Annotated in this window: 15 protein-coding genes; 7 read left to right on the plus strand and 8 right to left on the minus strand. The window is 43.4% G+C overall.

Annotated elements, in window-relative coordinates; all coding sequences use genetic code 11:
- Positions 1–145 precede the first annotated feature (145 nt).
- The 4 genes from AC0YN6_RS19675 to AC0YN6_RS19690 all read right to left on the minus strand — a co-directional run bounded on the left by AC0YN6_RS19675 (position 146) and on the right by AC0YN6_RS19690 (position 7,807).
- Positions 146–2,200, minus strand: a complete 2,055-nt coding sequence (locus AC0YN6_RS19675) for a peptidoglycan D,D-transpeptidase FtsI family protein (protein ID WP_475748889.1) — start codon at positions 2,198–2,200, stop codon at positions 146–148.
- A 1,005-nt stretch (positions 2,201–3,205) separates the two neighbouring features.
- A complete protein-coding gene (locus AC0YN6_RS19680) occupies positions 3,206–5,509 on the minus strand; it encodes a helix-turn-helix domain-containing protein (RefSeq protein WP_475748890.1) in 2,304 nt (767 codons plus the stop codon).
- 14 nt (positions 5,510–5,523) lie between these two features.
- A complete protein-coding gene (locus AC0YN6_RS19685; RefSeq protein WP_475748891.1) occupies positions 5,524–7,146 on the minus strand; it encodes an extracellular solute-binding protein in 1,623 nt (540 codons plus the stop codon).
- A gap of 1 nt (position 7,147) precedes the next feature.
- Positions 7,148–7,807, minus strand: coding sequence for a heparinase II/III family protein (locus tag AC0YN6_RS19690; protein WP_475748892.1), 660 nt, complete (start codon positions 7,805–7,807; stop codon positions 7,148–7,150).
- A gap of 242 nt (positions 7,808–8,049) precedes the next feature.
- On the opposite strand from AC0YN6_RS19690, the gene AC0YN6_RS19695 reads away from it, so the two are divergent.
- The 6 genes from AC0YN6_RS19695 to AC0YN6_RS19720 all read left to right on the plus strand — a co-directional run bounded on the left by AC0YN6_RS19695 (position 8,050) and on the right by AC0YN6_RS19720 (position 17,153).
- Positions 8,050–9,675: an extracellular solute-binding protein gene (locus AC0YN6_RS19695; RefSeq protein WP_475748893.1), complete on the plus strand. Its 1,626-nt coding sequence runs from the start codon at positions 8,050–8,052 to the stop codon at positions 9,673–9,675.
- 143 nt (positions 9,676–9,818) lie between these two features.
- Positions 9,819–10,676 (plus strand): ABC transporter permease, encoded by an 858-nt coding sequence (locus AC0YN6_RS19700; protein ID WP_475749024.1) that lies wholly within the window; start codon positions 9,819–9,821, stop codon positions 10,674–10,676.
- Positions 10,677–10,742: 66 nt separating this feature from the next.
- The gene (locus AC0YN6_RS19705) at positions 10,743–11,591 is read left to right on the plus strand and encodes a carbohydrate ABC transporter permease (protein WP_475749025.1); all 849 of its coding nucleotides are present in this window, start codon (positions 10,743–10,745) and stop codon (positions 11,589–11,591) included.
- 20 nt (positions 11,592–11,611) lie between these two features.
- Positions 11,612–14,431, plus strand: a complete 2,820-nt coding sequence (locus AC0YN6_RS19710; protein ID WP_475748895.1) for a heparinase II/III family protein — start codon at positions 11,612–11,614, stop codon at positions 14,429–14,431.
- Positions 14,432–14,473: 42 nt separating this feature from the next.
- A complete protein-coding gene (locus tag AC0YN6_RS19715; protein WP_475748897.1) occupies positions 14,474–15,937 on the plus strand; it encodes a sulfatase family protein in 1,464 nt (487 codons plus the stop codon).
- A 55-nt stretch (positions 15,938–15,992) separates the two neighbouring features.
- Positions 15,993–17,153 (plus strand): glycoside hydrolase family 88 protein, encoded by a 1,161-nt coding sequence (locus AC0YN6_RS19720; protein ID WP_475748898.1) that lies wholly within the window; start codon positions 15,993–15,995, stop codon positions 17,151–17,153.
- A gap of 119 nt (positions 17,154–17,272) precedes the next feature.
- On the opposite strand, the gene AC0YN6_RS19725 is transcribed toward AC0YN6_RS19720, so the two are convergent.
- Positions 17,273–18,154, minus strand: a complete 882-nt coding sequence (locus AC0YN6_RS19725; protein WP_475749026.1) for a formylglycine-generating enzyme family protein — start codon at positions 18,152–18,154, stop codon at positions 17,273–17,275.
- 263 nt (positions 18,155–18,417) lie between these two features.
- On the opposite strand from AC0YN6_RS19725, the gene AC0YN6_RS19730 reads away from it, so the two are divergent.
- Positions 18,418–19,617, plus strand: a complete 1,200-nt coding sequence (locus AC0YN6_RS19730) for an ROK family protein (protein ID WP_475748900.1) — start codon at positions 18,418–18,420, stop codon at positions 19,615–19,617.
- Here the strand turns inward: AC0YN6_RS19730 and AC0YN6_RS19735 are convergent.
- From AC0YN6_RS19735 to AC0YN6_RS19745, 3 genes are all read right to left on the minus strand, one after another.
- A complete protein-coding gene (locus AC0YN6_RS19735; RefSeq protein WP_475748902.1) occupies positions 19,614–20,150 on the minus strand; it encodes a chromate transporter in 537 nt (178 codons plus the stop codon). The genes AC0YN6_RS19730 and AC0YN6_RS19735 overlap by 4 nt on opposite strands.
- 12 nt (positions 20,151–20,162) lie before the next feature.
- Positions 20,163–20,801, minus strand: coding sequence for a chromate transporter (locus AC0YN6_RS19740; RefSeq protein WP_475748904.1), 639 nt, complete (start codon positions 20,799–20,801; stop codon positions 20,163–20,165).
- Between the two features lie 236 nt (positions 20,802–21,037).
- Positions 21,038–21,526: a cation:proton antiporter regulatory subunit gene (locus AC0YN6_RS19745; protein ID WP_475748905.1), complete on the minus strand. Its 489-nt coding sequence runs from the start codon at positions 21,524–21,526 to the stop codon at positions 21,038–21,040.
- Positions 21,527–21,531: the final 5 nt, after the last annotated feature.

Genomic DNA, 21,531 nt, shown 5'->3' on the forward strand with positions numbered 1-21,531 from the left:
AAAACCACTCCCTTAAATGTAATGTTCAATCTAATTTTACCATACAATGATATTTTTCTTGTATGACAATAATATGAATACGTATATATTTCACATGCAGCGCAAGCGCCGTTCTACCGAACCTGCCTTTTGTTATTAATCGAACTTATTCATTCGTACCTTTCACAGCGTCAGCAGCATCCATCGTCGCGGCCAGCTTCTTCTTAGGCACACCTGTCAAACCTACTTCCTCATTGTATGCATCAAAAATTTGCCTAGCGATAGGTGATGCACCATAACCCCCAAAACCGCCATCTGGTACAATGACCGCTACTGCGAGCTTGGGATTCTCTGCAGGCGCATAAGCAATGAAGACGGCATTTTCCGCTGTACGCTTCGCCACGTCTTGCTCCGATGTACCCGTCTTCCGTCTGTAGGTATAATCAACACCTTCAAAGCCTTCCGATTTTACCAAGGACATGCCCGTCTCAATCTCTTCCCAATATTCAATTGGAAAATCAACGGTGTTCAAAATCTTAGGCGTATAGCCCTGAATAATTTTCCCGTCTGAATCTTTAATTTCATTCACGAATTGGGGCTTCATGCGTTTGCCGTGATTAGCCAGCATTGCTGTATATTGCGCAAGCTGCAATGTCGTATAACGTCCTTGCTGACCATAGGAAGCCATAATAAGTGCAGATTGCGAACTAAATCTCTTTGCGGAGTCAAAGTAATCGATAATACCTTTCGATTCTCCGTACAAACCGCTTTCGGTTAGCACGCCAAGTCCAAATTGCTTCATATATTCATCCCAAATCTCTACACTACTCTTGCCGTTCTGCTCGCCTCTCCTATTAAGCTTGTTGCCGACCATAGCGGCCATGAATGGGTTCGATGAATTCTGAATAGCTCTCGCTCCGTCTATGCTCCCATACACATGCCCCTGGGAATTTGTAACATAAGTCTCGTAACCTTTTTTACCGTAACTGAATCTGCCGGTATCCTTGTAGTAATCCGTCGTGTAAAACAATTTCTCATTCAATCCGATTAGAACGGACAATGGCTTCAACGTTGATCCCGGCGGCACAATGGACGATGGATGTTTTTTCCTTTCCTCCTCCGTCTCATATTTACCGTAAACGCTGCGAATCGTTCCGTTCTCCAATACATTGGAGAAGTTCTCATAGTCAATTGCGCTAATGCGGCCGCCTGCCCAAATGTTCGGATCGTAATCAGGCATGCTTGCCATTGCCACTATTTTACCGGTATCGACCTCCATTGCAACGGCAAAGCCGGTTCTCGCATATTCCGCCCGCTCGTATCGATTGGATGAAGTTGTTATTTTTTTCAAGTGATTCATAATGGCTTCTTCTGTTTTCAACTGCACGTTTTTATTAATGGTCAGATATATGTCCGAGCCCTTATCGGGATTCGTAATTTGCATCGGTCCGATAATTCGCTCCGCGTTGTTAACAGGATACGTCTTCAGGCCGTTTGTTCCCCGTAGAATGTCCTGATACATATACTCCAGGCCATCCATACCGACGTCCTCTTCTTCCAAATACTGAAGGGTCGGCTCATCTTCAATACTTTTTTCCTTATAAAAATCTACGGTTTCTCTAACTCCCTTATACTTTTTCAAATAGCCCACCAGTTGAACGGAAATGGAATTGGTGTCGTAGTTCCGTACGCTTTCCTCCATGATGTCGACGCCTTTGAAAGCCGTGCGGTTTTCCATGAAATAAGCGATTTCTTTATTGGTCAAGCCTGATTTGATGCGCCTTGGTGTCGATATATTATTCCGGCTGAACTCAAGATCCATCTGGCGGATAATATCATCTACGGTCATCGCTTTCGCCGGATCTCCGTGCTCCATGAATACTTCATACAATTTTCTCGCCATTTCCTTCGCATTCTCTTTCGCATCCTCCAGCTTAAGCTCCGGCTGTATGCTGAAATATAACGATTGGGTGGATGTGGAACTCGCGATCGGATAGCCTGTAGAATCGTAAATATTGCCCCTTATCGGCGGAATCTTTACGCTGCGTGTTGCTTTTTCGATGCCCTCAGCGCTAAGTGTCGGTCCCTCCACGAACTGTAAAATAGCTAGCCGAACGATCAATACACTAAACAAAGTGAATGTAACAAAGAAAAATAAGTTCAATCGAAATGAAAAATGACGCCTATTTACTATTTCTCGCTTTTGCGGATCATCTTGCACGTTTAATCACCTCATAATCATTTAATGAACTTACCTATTGATCATTTTGTAAAGTATGTTATCGTTTCAACCAACTAAAAACCGCCTAGTCATAGGCGGCTCTAATTTAACTTTCGTACCCGTTAACGTAATTTAACATTGATTGCTTGTTCTCTTAGTTATCTTTAAAAAAGACTTTATAAAAGAGAGTTACAACTATCATTGATAGAAGCATGTCTGTTACAGGTTCATCTGTTTTGAACAATGATGCTAATGCGAAAAATATTAATGCAGATATACCTAATAAGACAAGAAATAATACGGGTCTGCTCATAATATAATCCCATCCTTATTGTCTGCATTACTTAAATCTACATTACTTTCAGCAGAATCTAAAAATAAAGATAGTGAACTGAATATTTCCATTACGAGAAGAACAATGTTATCTTTTTCATTTTTTGAAATTAATTCTTCATTTATCATAACTTGGATTATCCGGCATGTTATGATTCTATCATTCTTTATACTTAAAGTAACCGAAAACCAAATTAGTAATTTCCGAAGTCAGTTTTGCGCTTTGGAAAGGACATAGTATGTAAGAGCGCTTGATTGATCAAGCACCCCAAAACTTATTACCAAAAATGTTTACATGTGCGATGATGTTTATTGTGTTTATTGTGCTTTTTGTGCTTTTTGCCGATAATAAGAACTTTTTGACCAGGTTTAACAAAAATAACTTTAACATCCTTTTCTTTCTCTTTTTTATTACAGTTGCAGTTCCCCATACAAATCATCTCCTCATTTAAAGATAATCTAGAATATTCATAGATTATTAGATCTGATTGGACAATTAATATCTCTGAAGAAATTGGGGGTTGAACTATGCTTATTAAGTCCGAAACGTCGGGTTTCTCTACAATCTAAAAACACGCCAACAAATGGCGTGTTTTTGTATTTGGGGGAACCTAAGAGGATCGAGGCAAAGGGTTCCATAACCAGCTTTTTTCCGTTTTACTACTAAGTCTTTCAATGTTCCGTCTTTGCAATTCCTTTTAGCATATCCCGATACATGCCGGGCGTGATGCCTTCTATTTTTTTGAACGTCCGAATAAACGTATTGCTGCTGTAGAAACCGACTTGTTCAGCGATATCCTTGATCGTGAGCTCATTTTGGGAGAGCAGCTTTCTCGCTGCCTCCAGTCTTGCCATGTTGATCGCATCGAGCAAGGTGACTCCGGCATGCTCTTTGTACACTCGGCTCAAGTAGACTGGATTCATTCCGAAATGTTCTGCGATTGCGGCAACGCCCAAATTAGCATCAAGGTAATGAGCCTCAATGTACATCGCCAAATCGTCAGCCAAGCCGGAAGGACGGCTTTTCTTTTGTGCAAGCTCGCTAGTGATTTCTTTGACTATGCCGGACAGCCCTTGTCGGATATCGTTTACGTTCTCGCTTTCCAGCAACCTCCACAGCGTTTTCTGATGCACCGTCATGGAAGCGCGGCTATAATCCGCCTCATATAGAGCCTTCATGACCGTTCCAGCCATATCGAAGAGAAAACATCTAACCATCTCGATCGGCAGTCGATCCTGAGATCGCATCGCTTCGAATACCTCTTCGAAAATGGCAAGAGCCAGATCTGTCTCGCCCGCTTTGATTGCCGTGATTAAGCGTTGTTCTTTCTCCCATGTGAACCAATATTCGGATTCATTGCTTTGCAACTGCTCATACTGAATAATCTCAGTACTGCCTAGCAGCATCTTATACTCCATCGCTTTCAAAGCTTCTTGATAAGCGGACGGAATACCGCCGATTGATGTATGAACACGGCTAATCGATGTCGTAAAATGGATGTTGAACTTGCTTTGAATTAATTGTCTTGCTTCTCCAATTAATCGAAACAGCTCCCCCTGCACCTCTTCATCAGACTCGGTTTGCACATTGACCAAGCACGCCAGCATATCGTCCAACTCCCCAATATAGGCGAGGTGATGCTGCTTGCACATCTCTTCTACGATATTGCCTACGATCATTTGTGCAAACTTTCGCTGACGCTCTACATCCTCATTCTGTTGCTTGAACAGTTCCGCATATTCCTCAATATATAGCAGAATCACAACATAACGTTCACCAACAAACGTGATGCCGTGTGTATTCAAGGCTTCGCTCAGAGGAAAATTCGCCTCCAGCCTTCCCTTCATTAGCCGTTCAAACAAATAGTTGCGCAGCACTTTATTTTGCTGATCAAGTGCATGAAAGATAAGAGAATATTCGTTCTTGATTTCAGCGAGCGAAAACTGAGCTTGGCTTGACAACGATCGCACCAAATTATGAACCGGGTGATAACTGCGTCTGGCAAGCAAATATGCGACAGCGGCGCCTAATAATAATGCAATTAACAACGCGGCGATCATCAAATTGCGAATATAGGACGATTTTTCCATAAACACTTTTACAGGAAGTACCGATATATATTTCAAATTAGCGCTTTCCGAGGATATATAAGATACTGCCATCTTTTTTCCATCCCAAGTTTCATACACGATACCGCTATCTCCGGATAAGCGATCATACGAAATGGATTCAGGAAGGCTCATATCTTTGGTAGATACTAGAACTTCATTGCTTTCGTTCAAAATAAGGACGGATCCTTGATTGATCCAATTAACTTTTTGAATCGGTGCTTGGAACCGTTCCAGTTCGAGCACAATGACGCTCGTCGCTAACGGCGATTCCCGGTTTTCGACCGGAAGAGATCGCATATAAAGAATCGCTTGTTTCGTTATTCCGGTACTGGTCTTATATGGATATACAATCCAGTCTCCCTTATAATTGCGGTCAAGCAACGAATACCATTCTTGTTTCGTAATATCGCCCGTCTCATGGTGTGCTTGGAAATAATCATCAGGATCATAGAAAGCACTCTGCGACAAGAGAAAATCGCCTCTATTATAATACACGTAAGAGTCGGTAACCATTTCATTCGCCATCTTCAAACCTTTGAATTCTTTAAGCGCAAGAGTGATGGAATACCGGTCCTGCTCGATCAGCGGCTGGTTCACATAAAGAAGACCCCGCACTTGGGGAAGAAAAGCAGTCTGCACGCTCATTCGGTTGACGCTATCGATTTGCCCGTCCAATACCTCTTTGACCTGCTGGAGAAGAGCAGCATTAGCGCGGTTGATCTCCGTCCCTACTAGATCGCGAACTTGCAAGTACACAAATAACCCTATCATAATTGGAATAAGCAGAATGAGGGAATAGGAGAGAAACCATGACCACAAAATGCTCCAACGTTGTAAATTAAATATTCTTTTCAATGCGATCACCGCCGCTCCTTCTCTCAGCTTCTCTTGTTGAATCTCTCCAACGCAGCTTGCTGCAGCTGGATCGCTTTCTCGATATTCATCTTCTTCAACTGACTAACGAAGAGGTCAAAGTTCTCCATCGGCTCTTCACCCAAAATAAATCTCGTATACATTTTATCGCTGAACGTTCTGACTTCCTCCATGATCTTGGCTAGCTGTTCAGATTCTCCCTGTGTAGCGCTAACGAGAGGCATCTTTACATTTTCCGCGTTTTTCTCGAATTTTCCCCATATTCGGATGGCATCCTTTTGCTGCTTAAGCTCATAGAATTGTTCGAGATAACGGTCATCGTTCACGAAGCCGGGAGATGGGTAGTTGGCACGCGTATACTTAGTCAAGGCTATGGAGATAGCCAGCTTATCTGGATTGTTTATGATCAAATCGGTATATTCCGGATAGCCGTTATTTAGCTCATAGCTCACCCCTTCAATGCCGAAGTTTTTCAGCAGATGCCCCTCTTCACTGAACAGGTAATCGAGCCATTTCACGGCCTCTTCCGGATTATTGTTCGCCGTCGTAATTGCTACGCTACCGGATGTCTGATACTTGTCCATCCTGTTGATAAATTGAGGCTCGTCCCCTTTCTTAAGGACCGGATATTGTGCAGCAACTAAGTTATAATCAGGGTTATTCACCGTGCCGACCTTCATATAGACGCCAATACCGCTGCCAGCATAGCCGTAAGCTGCTCCGGATTTGCCCGAAGTCATCTTGGCGCCAATCAATTTCTTGTCATTGACGCCAAAATCAAGATCGATCAATCCCTCTTTGTACCAGCCGCGCAAGAAACTCAAATATTGCTTAAATCCAGGCTCCATTGGACCATATTTCACTTGGCCGTTGTTCAAGTAAAAATCCCTTCCTACGCCGAAAGCGCCTACGATAAAATCATTGAGCTTATAGGGATCCAATATATCAATATAAGTCGTGTAAGGCGCCCCGACTCCCTTCTTCTCCTTGAATTCCCGCAGTACATTCGTCCATTCCTCAAGCGTTTCAGGAACCTCCAGCCCTAGATCATCAAGCCAATCTTTGCGAATAAGGGGACCGCTAAACGTACTTACTCTCCCAATTGATAGAGCAGGAATGACATACTGCGTTCCGTTATCCGTCTTCACTAGCTTGGCCAGCTCCGGATTGTCGTTCAAATATTTTTTTAGATTCGGTGCATAAAGGTCGATAAGTTCATTTAATCTGATGATGACACCGTCATTGATGGCCTTCTCTGGCCCCCCCGGATACGATAACCAGTCATACTCGATCAGGTCGGGCAAGTCTCTTGACGCGATCAGTAGGTGGAACTGTTCTTTCTCATTCCCCTGCGGCGGGTGGGTAAACTCGACATGAATACCCGTATTCTTCTCCATCTGCTGATATATTCCCACCTCGTCCAAATCTCGGACAACGGTTGCAGCATTCGGATTAAGCGGCGACCAGTACTTATAGCTGATCCCCTCCGAGCTATTATTAACGGAAGGGACAGTTTCTTTGAGCGAATTATGCTGGGAGCAACCGGCAGCCAACACTCCAGCCAACATAAACATAAGGAGCAGACATCCCATAATTCTTTTTGAAGTTAATGTATTCCGTTTTTGCATCCTAACTCCTTCCTCGCTCCCCCTTAGATGTTTTACTGATCTTCACATCCTTCTCATTAATCACTACTGTGTAGCTGTCGCCACATTTGAATTGATAGTAATTATCTCCAGTTAAGCGAATATCTGCGAACGCCTTTTGCTTCCCCTTATAAGGCACGAGCACCGTCAAATATGCCGCAGTACCGCTCTTCGTGCCTTGGAATCGAACTCTCGTGGAAGCTCTTGCGATATCATTGACATCGGACAACCTCCCTGGCAGAAGCGTTACTTCTTCCTGTGGATACGTATAAATCGCTAGATTCGCAATTTCGCTTATTACTTTGCGTCCGTACTTTTCATCCTTCGTTATAGAATACGCTTCAAGCAAATCTTGCCAATGCGTCATCCTATTTATCTGCCATAAAAATTCATTATCGTTATATCTGCGTTCCAACCAGCATGGCGGATTTCCTATGTACTCGCGTAAACCGCCTGTACCTGGGAGCGTTAACATTCCGTTATAAGCTGCCTCTGCATTCTTTATCGTTTCTTCTACAAGCTCGGGCATGTTTTGAGAAATGTAATCACCTTTGACCGCCATCCCCTCTAATCGAGATCGCAAATTAGCTAATAACACTTTCGTTGATATGGGCTCGGAATATAAAGTAACAATATTCATCATTTAATACCCCCTGCTAGATTCGAAATATCTCTAATTTAGGGGCGAATTTACGTCATTGTCAATCTGCTAAGCGATAAAGTAGCAAATGGGATATCGATATCGGATTCGGATTATGATCAAAGTCGCGTTTGGATGATAGCTATATTATATTGAGGATTTCGCAATATCTGCAAGCTTTATATGCTTAGAAATGTAATCGCCTTCACAAAACATCCACAAACAAATGGGAGGACAACATCGTAATGCTAACAGGTAAACAGAAAAAAGTATCAACCGCAGCAAGCAAAGCAGGTCGCGCAATTCTCTCGCTCGTCTTAGTAGGAAGCCTCATCGCCGGCTGCTCTAAGGAAGCTCCAGCACCTACTACTAATGAAGGTGCGAGCACAAATGGAAGCGCAACTACAAAGACCAGCTTCACCTACTGGTCGAAACTGGATAGGAATGCTTCAGCTGTCGTTACTCAGCTTGGCGAAGTGGAATTTTACAAAGCATTAGAAAAAAAGACTGGAATAAAAATTAATTTCACACACCCGCCGGTAGGCAGCGAGGGCGAGCAATTCAACTTACTTATCGCCTCACGGGATCTTCCGGATATGGTGGAATACGGATGGATTGAGTATCCTGGCGGTCCGGAGAAAGCTATCAAAGATAACGTCATTATTAAACTTAATGATTTAATCGACGAACATGCTCCTAATATTAAGAAGTATTTAGATGAGAATCCTGATATCGCCAAACAAGTGAAAACGGATAGCGGCGTGCTTTACGTAGTGCCGTCCATCGGTACAGGAACTGTCAACACGTTCAGCGGCCCGCTTGTTCGCAAAGATTGGCTTAACGATCTTGGACTGCAAGCTCCCGAAACAATCGAAGAATGGACGACCATGCTGCGTGCCTTTAAAGAGAAAAAAGGAGCAACCGCTCCTTTCACGATGCTGCTCAACGTCAAAGAATATGACATTATTTCTGGAGCCTTTGGTGTTAATCGGGATTTCTTCCTAGAAGACGGAAAAGTGAAATATGGTCCGATGGAGCCCGCTTTCAAGGACTATTTGAGCTTAATGCACGATTGGTACAAGGAAGGATTGCTTGATCCAGATATTGGCGCCAATGACAAAAAGACACTTGATGCGAAGATGGCCTCTGGTAAATCCGGTGCCGTTTATGGTTATGCGGGCAGCAGTATCGGCGTTTATATGAAGGCCAATGAGGAAAAAGACCCGAAATATGATATAGCCGCTGCACAATATCCGGTACTTAAAAAAGGTGATGAGCCAAAATTAGTTTTTGTGGCTGACCGTTATCGCACAGCGGGAAGCGTAGCAATCACTACAGCGAACTCAGATCCGGTAGGCGCTATCAAATGGCTGGACTATTACTTTTCCGAAGAAGGCAATTTGCTGAAAAACTTTGGTGTTGAAGGCTTAACTTATAACATGGAAAACGGCTATCCGAAATATACGGACTTAATTATGAAAAATCCGGATAAACTTTCTATCTCTCAAGCGATGTCGAAATATTTAAGATCCAGCTATCCTTCACCGGGCTTTGTTAACGATGATCGTTACCTGGAGCAATATTATGAGCTTCCGCAGCAAAAAGAGTCCATTAAACTTTGGGGCAAATACGAGAATAATGCTATAGGTGTAAAAATGCCGCTAGTCAGCGCCACACCAGAAGAGTCCGAGCAATTAGCAAAGTATATGTCTGAAGTAAGTACGTTCGCTGATGAAATGTATATCCGATTTATTCTAGGCGAAGAATCTCTCGACAACTTCGATAAATATGTTGCTCAATTGAAAAAAATGAAAATTGAAGAAGCAATCCAATTGCAGCAAGCTGCCGTAGATCGCTTCATTAAGAGATAACAGCGAGAGAGGTGACCAACATGCCGCAGTTAACATCCAACCAGACAACTGCGGCAGAGGTTCAACAAACAGAAGGCCCCCCTTCTCTGAACTTCTGCCACAAACTAATTAGAGATCTTATCCGTAATAAAGCTGTTTATATAATGTTAATTCCCGTCATTGCATACTATGTGCTATTTCACTACATGCCGATGTATGGAGCTATTATCGCTTTCAAAAAATTCGACATTGCCTTAGGAATTTGGAATAGTCCATGGGTAGGCTTTCAACATTTCAAAGATTTTTTTGAAGGCTTCTATTTCTGGCGCGTTATTCGCAATACGGTCCTCATCAGTGTTTATCAATTGCTATTTGGTTTCCCGGCGCCTATCCTGCTTGCGCTGTTGCTCAACGAAATTTCAAAAAAATGGTTCAAGCAGCTCGTTCAAACGATTTCTTATATGCCTCACTTTATTTCTCTAGTCGTTGTTGGCGGTATGATTACGCAATTTTTATCGCGCGAGGGATTTATTACGGATATCATCGTTTGGTTTGGCGGTGAACGAACCGCGCTGCTGGCACATTCTGAAAATTTCCGTACCATCTTTGTTGCCTCCGGCATATGGCAACAAATAGGCTGGGGATCCATCATTTATCTTGCAGCGTTGTCCGGTATCAACCCCGAACAATACGAAGCGGCTACGGTCGATGGCGCGGGCAGATTAAGAAAACTATGGAATATTACATTACCAGGAATCATGCCGGTTATCGTCATCTTATTTATTTTACAGATCGGTCATATGATGGATGTCGGCTTTGAAAAAGTCATTTTGCTCTATAATCCGAACACATATGAAACAGCAGATGTTATAAACTCATTCGTCTATCGCAGAGGTTTAGGAGGCAGCTTCGAGTATAGCTTTACGACTGCGGTCGGCTTATTCCAATCCGTCATCAACTTTACCCTGCTCATTAGTGCTAATTATATTAGCCGCAAGCTAAATGAGACAAGCTTATGGTAGTTTACAGAAAATTAGGCGGGAGGAATCTTCGTGCATAAAAAGTCATTAGGCTCCTTGCTGTTCGATATGTTTAACGTCATCTTCATGTGCTTACTCATTATCATTGCAGCATACCCTTTTGTTTACGTTATTTTTGCTTCACTTAGTGATTCTGATTTACTTGTCAGTCACACTGGTTTATTGTTCCAGCCAATCGGTTTACAGTTCGAAGCTTACAAAATGGTATTTTCGAACCCAAATATTTTATCAGGATACGGAAACACATTAATTATCGTAGTCGGCGGTACCCTGCTCAACTTGTTTATTACGGCGCTTGGCGCTTACGGTCTGTCACGCAAAGGACTTATGCTTGTCCGTCCGCTAACAATGGGAATCGTATTTACGATGTTTTTCTCCGGAGGCATGATTCCTGTTTATTTGCTCGTGTACAATACACTGAATTTAGGTAACTCTTTGTGGGCGCTTATACTGCCGACCGCTATCTCTACATGGAATCTGATCGTGATGCGTACATCGTTTGCAGCCGTTCCCGATAGCTTGATCGAATCAGGCAGAATCGATGGTGCAGGGGAATTTACGATCTTGTTTAGAATCGTACTGCCCCTTAGCATGCCGGTTATTGCGGTCATGATTTTGTATTATGGCGTAGCCCACTGGAACTCCTGGTTCTCAGCGATGATTTACTTACGCGACCGAGAGTTGTATCCTCTTCAGCTTATATTGCGAGAAATACTAATTCAAAATAGTGTTGATTCAATGACTAACTCTGCCGGCGGATCCGATGATAATTTTTCCATTGGCGAAAGCATTAAATACGCAACTATTATTATCGCTACAGTACCTATTTTGCTCGTATACCCGTTTCTACAAAAATATTTTGCTAAAGGTGTATTGGTAGGCGCAATAAAAGAATAATAGCAAAGGAAATGATGAGAATGCCTATAAGTCATGCTGATTTCTTTGGTGTCTGGGACGAGGCAGCCGGTGGGTGGTCTATTAAGGGAAAATTACGATATGCCGATTTCCCTGAATTGAGCCCCATTGAACACTTTGCCAAGTTAGGGGATTACGAGAACTCTCAAATCGCGCTGCTTCACTATTTTAAACAGCGGATCACGAGAATCGCTCAGCCTTATGATCAGGACGCGGCAAACGAGAAACTAGCGCCTCTACTTGCAGATCAGATCATTCCTGTACTAAAAGAAACCTATTTGGATACCTTTAATGTCTCAAAAACACCGTCTGCCTTTTCATTGGATCTGCTCGCCAATGTCAAGGCAGCGGTAAGCTCTGACAAAGTTATTAGCTTAATGCTCATGGGGCGTCATAAAGGGACTGAGCCTGCTTACATTTACAGCAGCGATTATGACTCCTCCCCTTTGCCGCTTGAACAGTGCCAGCCATTACTAAGTATTAAATATACGGATCAGCTCGGGACGAAATCCGTTCAGCTCGTTCCGAGCATGGATACGTACATTCAGGGAAATGATGACGCCAATCATAGCCATGAACCGCTATTGGTAGTGTTGGAATCAGGCTCTCCTTATGATGAACATACACGTAAAGCATATCTGAAATTCGATTTATCTCAGATTAACGGCGCCGTTATATCGGCAACTCTCCGGTTATCCGGTTACACTCATGCCGAGGAACCCGTGGGCGTCATGATTTTCCATACTGGTGATAATGCCTGGGATGAAAACACCATTACTTATTGTAATCACAACGGCAAGACCTTCTCATGGCAGGGGCTGCCCGAAGGTACGGATTGGATCGGACCGCCGGCAACGATATCCGATAATCAATATCCGATGCAGATTACGAACTTTACTTGGCTTAATCCGCTGATTGCCGAATATGCCGCATCGAATAACGAAGCTTATGCGACCAAATATATCGCTTATATGATCGACTTCATTCGAGTTTCAGAGCAATACGTAACACCGGGCGCGATCAGCATGGGATCAGCCACATTCCCGAAATGCTTTCAAGCTTCGATGCGGGCGGCAAATTGGGTCAAAGCCTATCACATTCTCAAAAACAGCTCATCTATGAATGCCGACGATCACACGATGATAATCAAAGCACTTTGGAAAAAAGCGGCGGCGTTATCGACGGTAGCTGGCTTTGATCCTCGCAATAATCATGGCCTCTATGAAACAAATGGCTTTTATAGCATTGCCGTTTATTTCCCTGAGTTTACAGATTCAGATAACTGGATTGATTTAGTAAATCAACGCCTAGACCTCTTAATTACTTCATTAAACTTTAGTGATGGTTCCTATTCCGAGTCTAGCTCCAGCTATTCGATTGGCGCGGCAGAGGCATGTATGTCCATTAAAGAGTTAGGCCGAATGAACCGGCAGAGCTTTAGCGAGACCTTCGACACCTCCCTGAGAAAGATGGGCTATTATATCGCCGATCTGACTTTTCCGAACGGGTTTCTTCCTCTCTTCGGGGATGGCAGCAGCCTTGATGGCAGAATTGCAATTAAAAAACTGGGCGAGCTTTATCAAGACGATATATTGCTTTATGTAGGTACGGCAGGAGAGAAAGGCACTCCCCCAACACATACCTCATCGATTTATCCTGTTAGCAAATCCGCTACAATGCGCAGCGGCTGGACCGATGATGCTCGCTATTTGTTTATCAATGTAAAGCAACAGTATTCACACAGACATTCCGATGACAACAGTATTATCTATTATGCGAATGGCAGGCAGCTGCTCGTCGATCCCGGCACCTATTCTTATAGTGATGAGCCTATCTCCAATTGGCTGCGCTATTCTACCGAGGCGCATAACACGGTTGAAATCAACCAGCAATCGCAGAACTTAACTGAAGGTGAGTTTAGGCACTGGGTTGATAATGAGAAATTCAGTTTTTTAGAAGGCGTTATCTATAATGTGCCTGGTTTTACCTTTTATCGTGACGTCCTTTTCTTAAAATCAGCCTTTACAATCGTTTCGGACTATATATGCGCGCCGGAAGGCAAACATCAGTATCGGCAAAATTGGCACTTCCTGCCTACCGCGAGTCCAGTGCTCGATCCAATCACTAGACAGGTGCGAACGGCCTTTCATGATCATCTAGGAGATATTCATGTCATCCCTGCCGATCCGGAACAATTGACAGAAGCGAAATTGAAAGATGGATACTACTCCCGTGCGTTCTATACCGTGTCAAACGCCAAGTATGCGGCCTATACGAAGGAAAATGTGCAAGGCGATATTACGTACGACACCGTCCTTTATCCGGCCGCAGGCGGGGAAATATGCAACATTGAAGTCCATCGGCTTGATCTCGCACCTGCAGTACCAACTACAACTGCCAGTGCGCTAAAAATTGATAATATTGGCGAAGAAAGTTACACGGGATATTACTATTTATCGCATGAAGAGGAACCGCAGCAGTTACGCCAATTCGATACATTTGCTTTTGACGGAAAAATGGCTTATGTCGAGACAAGAAGCAATGACGATATCCGATTGGCTATGATTAAGTCCGGCCAAACACTAGTACACCGCTCGCTAAAGTTAATCTCCTCCAGCCTGACCATAAATGATATTTCCATAGAGTGGAATGAGTCTACCATTGAAATCACCGGCTCCAATCTCGTGATTGCCGACGATATTTACGCAGCTTCAGCTATTGCGATCTATGCTCAGGCAGCAGCAATTATACGATTGAACGGGGAAAACATGACTGAATTTACCGTTCGCGACAACTATATTTATATAGCTGCATCCTCCTGATTATCGAGCGGTCATACTTTATCTTTTTAGGAGTTGATTCGAGTGCTAAACACTCAAACGAAACCGCATGTGGTGGTGATTATGGCCGATCAATTGCGTGCCGACATGATATCTCCCGAATACGCACCTAATATATACAACCTGTCGCAAGAAAGCTTCCGATTCAACAAAGCTTATTGCGCCTCTCCGTTATGCGTTCCCGCCCGCGGATCTTTTTTTACCGGTCGGTATCCGAATCAGACCGGATGTCTCATCAATCCGTGGGAGAAACAGGATGCAGCTCACGGTTATGTAAAAAACAACATCCCGAATCTATATCAATTGCTAGAAACAGATTGGGATGGCTGGCATACGGGGAAGCAGCATCTTTTGACCGAAGAACGATTCGACCTTTCCGAACACTCGCTTACCCATTGGTTACCGCTCGAAGGAAGGTATGAGCAGCAGCTCAAAGAGCAAGGAAAACGCAAACCTGGGGGAGCTTCTTTTCAAGGTATTGTTCCGGAGATGGCAGGCGGAACCACAACCCGCGCCAAAGCGTACTCCATTCCTACGACCGGTTGTTATGAAGAAGGATTTGACGCTTTCTTTGATGGATTCATTCTGAATGATACGCTTCATGCCCTGCAGCAGCGGGATCAGAATAAACCGCTATTTTTAAGCGCCATGTTTCTGGCCCCCCATCCTCCGCTGGAAATCCCGGAGCCATGGTATTCGATGTATTCTCAGGCAGAAATAAAGCTTCCTGAGAATGTGGGAAGATGGTCGAAGAACCAGTCTCCTCTACAGCTGTACAACCTGACTGGCGCGATCGGCGCCCGCTACTCTAGAGAAGAGTGGCACCGGATATGGGCGGTATATGCTGGGCTTGTCAAGCTGCTGGATGACTGCGTAGGCCGAATTATTGAGGAATTGAAAGCACAGGGCATCTATGACGATACGGTTCTGATCTTCACGAGTGACCATGGAGAAATGCTCGGTTCCCACTGCCTATGGCAAAAAATGTGCATGTACGAGGAATCAGTGAAAACACCTTTGTTCTTCAAATTTCCGAGCGCTTCCCAAAGTGCGGCTGGTGAAACAGATGCTCTAGTCAGCGCAATCGATATCGTACCTACGTTATGCGATTATTTAAATATTCCGGTTCCCGAGAGTGTTGCGGGATCTTCGTTAATGCCGCTCGTGCGGGGCGAGCAGATGGACCGTGAACGTCTCTTCATTCAGTTTGACGGCAACGGCGCGAGAGGCAACTTCCAACGCTGCGTCATCGAAGGAAACCATAAGCTGATCGTGGACATTTTCAAAGACGAGCTATTCCTTGAGCTGTATGACACAGCTGTCGACCCTAAGGAGCTTGTCAATATCGCGTTCGAAGACGATCACCAAGATTTAATCATTTCACTGCTTGAACATTTAAATGAACATATGCAATCCACTGGCGATTTGTTGAAATTGCCAGAAGACGCATATTCAACATTCATCGATAGATATTCTTTTTTTTTATAAACTATAAGGCTGAGACAACCTTCGCAAATTTATGAATGATGACAGGAGTGTAACAATGACAACATTACAAGCACCGGATCAAATTTGGTTAGACAATGTAATAAGCAAACTCACGAAGAAGATGGACTGGGTCAGCGAAAAATCGAAAAATAAAATTCCATACACTACAATTAACGGTACGCATGACAACCGAATCGTCGATAATCCGCGAGGCGTGGTCACCGATGGTATTAACTGGTGGACGAACGGGTTCTGGGGCGGTATGATGTGGCTCATGTATCACGAAACAGGCAATGAAAAGTATAAGGAGATTGCCAATTTCTCAGAAAATGAGTTGGATGAATGTTTCCGTCAATATTACGGTCTTCATCACGATGTCGGATTTATGTGGCTCCCTACAAGCGTTGCGAACTATAAAGTAACCGGAAATCCGGAATCCCGCAAGAGAGCGATGCACGCGAGCAACTTGCTTGCCGGGCGCTTTAATTTGGCCGGCGGGTTTATTCGCGCATGGAACGATGATGAGGGATCGAAAACGAGGGGCTGGGCGATCGTGGATTGTATGATAAATCTCCCTCTCTTGTACTTTGCGACAGAAGAAACCGGCGATCCACGCTTCAAACAAATCGCTATGAAGCATGCGGACACCGCTCTTGAGACTTTTATCAGGCCGGACGGCTCTGTTCATCATATCGTAGAGTTTGATCCCTTTAATGGCGGCGTGGTCAAAACTTACGGCGGTCAGGGCTACGAAGAAGGCTCCTCCTGGACTCGAGGACAAACGTGGGCTATGTACGGCTTCGTGATGAGTTATATTCATACAGAGAAAGAACAATATTTGCATGCGGCCAAACGCGTCGCGCATTATTTTATGGCGAATATTCCGGACAATGGCGTCATTCCAATCGATTTCAGACAACCGAAAGAACCCGCCTACGAAGACTCCACCGCAGCGGCTATTGCGGCATGTGGACTCATCGAAATCGCTAAAGTCGTCGGTGAGCTCGAAAAGGATATTTATATTAACGCTGCGTTGAAGCTTTTGAAAACGTTAGATGAGTCCCGCTGTGACTGGACAACAGATTGCGATTGCCTGTTGATCAATGGTTCGTCCGCCTATCATAATGATGATAAACATTCATCGATCATATATGGTGACTATTATTTCATGGAAGCTATTTTCAAGTTAAAAGGTAATGATCTGTTCATTTGGTAACTATCGTTATGTGATCCGAATATATTCCGCCCCGTTCCATTCGATACACAATGTTTGTGTACTGCATGCCGCTCATTATCGGCATGCAGTATTACAAAACCGATATGTCCGTCTATTCATTAAGTCATTCGTCGAATGACACGAAAACCACTGTTTCCCGTAGAGCTGTCCGGGGTATTTGAGCTTCGAGCCGCTACCCGGTATCGATTGCAATAGGATCGATGGCAAAGATACGATCCACCGCGCATCGAGCGTTTTTCTGTTGGCTGGTTGAACAGCGGATTCTTGCTCGTCGTTTGACGATGATACGCCGGGCTAAACCAATCCTGGCACCACTCCCATACGTTTCCTGACATATTGTAAAGTCCATATCCGTTCGGCTGAAATGTATTAACAGGAGCCGTGCCGACAAATCCATCACTTGCATTGTTTTTAATCGGAAACTTCCCTTGCCATATATTACAGCGATGCTCACCATCAGGCTTCAGTAAATCACCCCATGGATACGTTTTACTTTCTAGTCCTCCTCGAGCTGCGAACTCCCATTCTGCTTCCGTAGGCAAGCTTACCCCAGCCCAGCGGCAATACTGATCGGCGTCATTCCATGAAACATGAACAACTGGATGGTCCATTCGATCGTCAATGTTGGAGTCAGGCCCTTCAGGCGCAGACCAACACGCTCCATTTACAACTAACCACCAAGGCACGCCTTGAGGAACGTCAACAACATGCTTCTTCATCTCATCGGAAGCCAGCAAGTGAAAAACGAAAGACCAGCCAAAACGTTCCGCTTCCGTTACATATCCAGTAGCCTCAACAAAAAGCTTATAATCTGCGTTAGTTACCGCATAAGGCGACATCTGGAACGCGTCAATTTCTACCTCTCTAATCGGTCCTTCTCCATCTGAAGGAAATCCATCCTGTGAATCGGTGCCCATCTTAAATTTCCCCTTGGGTATCTGTACCATTGTGTCCCACAAAGGTTTGTTCACAGTTTTCATTTGCTTTTCCTTCGCCGGCAATAGCACATTGTCTATTTTCGTTTGTTCTCTTGATGCTGAACAACAAGGAAGTTTATTTTCCATTTCATTACCTCAGATCATATATGGATTTTAGAATGCAATATCATTATTATAAATGCTTTTTTTTACAATTCCGAAAAATTTAATGTTTTTTCCCTATTGTAGCTTGCATCAGCCATTTGGGTTATGATATTTAATACGTTAATAAACTCTTGCTTATGAAATGGAGAATTAGTCAGATTATGATGGACAAATCATTACATAAACAAACATCAAGAAATATGCTATATTACTATATTGCCGAGAAAGGCATCATCTCAAAAGCGGAACTCTCTACATACTTTAATACACCTACAAGTACAATGAACCGCTTGCTTGATGAGCTTCTTGCGGATAATCTCATAGAAGAATCAGGTTTCGGTCCTTCCAATGGAGGTCGAAAGCCTATTTTATTTCAAATTAATGCATCCTATGGTTATTTTTTCGGTTTGGAAATCTCTCGCTTCTATTCTTCGTTAGGTCTTTTTGATACGCAAATGAACCCCAAGTCTTTTATTAGATGGAGAATGGATGAAGATATGACCCCCGAAGTCTTCGTCAAGTATGTGGCCAAACAAATGAAATCGTTACTCAAAGATCACCAACTTGATAAGCGCCAACTACTTGGTATCGGTATCGGCGCTGTAGGCCCGCTTGATCGAGACAACGGAATTATCCTTAAACCACTCTATTTTCCAGCAAAAGGATGGATCAACGTACCGATATGTAACCTCATTCAGAAGGAAACCGGCATTCCCACCTATTTAGATAATGGGGCAAATACCGCATTGCTAGGAGAACATTGGTATATTAGACATTTAAATATCCAGCATATGATCTATGTGCATGCCGGAGTAAGCCTTCGTTCAGCTATGATGTCCTATGGTCAAATCGTTCACGGTACCGTAGACAGGGAAGGCTCCATCGGTCAAATGATCATTCATACGGATGGGCCAAGATTGAATGATCAAGGAAATTATGGCGCTTTGGAAGCCTTCGTCTCCGTTCATGCATTGGAGAAGCAAGCCCGCTCTGAGGTCAAGCTGGGCAGAGAAGAGTTTGTTACCAGATATCCTTTCGGTGTGGATAACATAAAATTTGATCTGCTCTTGACCGAATTAAGCATGGGTAATCCTCACGTACATGAGCTTTTTCTTCGAGCTGCCAGACACTTTGGAATTGGACTTGCCAATCTCATTAATGTTTTTCACCCCGAGATGATTATTCTTGGCGGCGCATTAATTAATTCCACGGAGCGTTTTTTCCAGACAGCCATCGAAGTCGCACAGAAACATACCTATTATTCTCCTGAATACGTGCCGGTTTTCACCAAAGGCGAGCTGAAAGAGGATGCCGTTGCTGCTGGTGCTGCATTAATGGTGTGGAAACAGATGAGCATCTAAAAAATAATAATTCCAGCTCCTGCTGAGAGTGCAATGACCATCAGAGGGTGCAGCTTATACTTTATAATCCCGATGACCACAGCGGCGCATAGCAGCATAGTCGCTGCCAGCGTCCAGTCAAAAGACTGGATGGAAATACCAGAGAAACCAAAATGGATAGCAGCATATGCAATTAAGCCTACGATAGTAGGACGTAATCCATAAAAAGATGACTTGAACCACTTATTCTGATTCATTCGGCTAAATACTCCAGCTAATATAATAATGATCAGCAAAGAAGGAATAATGATACCTAGTGTACTAGCAATGGCTCCCCATATCCCAGATGTCTGGTAACCGATCAATGTAGCTGTATTCGTGGCAATGGGACCGGGAGCCATCCCTGCCAAAGCAACGGTTTCCTGAAATTGACTAACGGTCATCCACTGCTTTTCTTCTACGGAGAATTGAATTAATGGTATGACCGCATAGCCTCCCCCGAACGATACAAGCCCGATTTTTAGAAAGGTAACAAATAGCTCCAATGCTAACATCCTTTCACCTCCCTAAATGTAATATTCCGGATAGGTTATTTCACTCTGGAAGCTGTTGTTCCTCACCCTTTCAGTATGCACTCTTAGTCCGAGCCAGTTCTTCACTTGCATGAGAACAATTCCAACAAACAAACCTGTAATAATAATTAATGAAGGATTAATATCGACAAACAGCAGTAACGTTAAGGTTGCTACGGCTATACCTGTAGTCGATTTATCGATCAATGAGGTTTTGGCTACTTTTAATGCAGCAACAATAATTAACCCGATAATTGCAGCATGAATGCCTTTTAAAGCTGCTATTACCTTAGGATTCATATCCATCCAACTATATGCAAAGCTAAGTACAAAGACGATTCCGAAAGTCGGAAGGGTAATTCCAATTACAGCTGCAATGGCTCCCATAACCCCGCCTAATCGATAACCAATGAAAGTCGCTGCATTAACGCCCACTCCCCCAGGAGCTGATCCTGCAATAGAGAGAATATCGTTTAATTCTGCGCTCTCGAGCCATCCACGCTTACCGACAACCTCTTTCTCGATTATAGGTATCATCGCATATCCACCGCCAAAGGTAGAAGGTCCAATGCAGAAGAATGTCCAAAATAATTGCAGCCATCTTATCCATAATGACTTTACTAAACTAACCATGGAGACCACCGTCCCTTATCTGATAAGTTCAGTATAACATCTTTTATCCGTTTTGGCTTTAAGTATCAGTTACTTCCCTATAAATAATGTGTATAAAATGTATAAACCAAGTTAATAAATTCATTTTGGATTTAAGTAGGCGACATAAGACAGCTGCTGAAGCAAAAAAAGGACCTAGAATCATCTTACAGATTCTAAGCCCTTATAATATTACGTATCAGTACTACAAACTTGTGTTATCCACCTAGCAGCAAATCATTCAGCAGCTTAATTTGTTTTCTCTCTCCAGCGATAACAAGAGTCATACCCGCCATCAATTTATCTTCTGGTCCAGGATTAATCTTCTGCTTGCCCTTCTCAACAAATGCAAGGATCGTTGCTCCCGTTCTTGCTCTAACTTGTAATTCCTCAATTGATTTATTAATACTTTTAAAGTGTGGTTCTATTTTGCACCATTCAATTATAAGCTCATCGAGCGTCACTTGAATGGTATCCAACGCTTTAGGCTTGTAATGCATACCTCCGATAATTGATGCGATCTGTCTAGATTCATCATCATCCAAGCTTACTTGTGAAATGCATTCATCTGGATCCTCATCTAAAAAATGATAGAGCTCTCTTCTTCCATCATCATGAATGACAACTACAATCTTGCCGCCCGAGTTCGTTTCCATTTGATACTTTTTACCTATTCCAGGTAGATCAGATTCTCTTATTGTTCCCATCTACT

This window comes from Paenibacillus sp. J22P15, assembly GCF_056269345.1.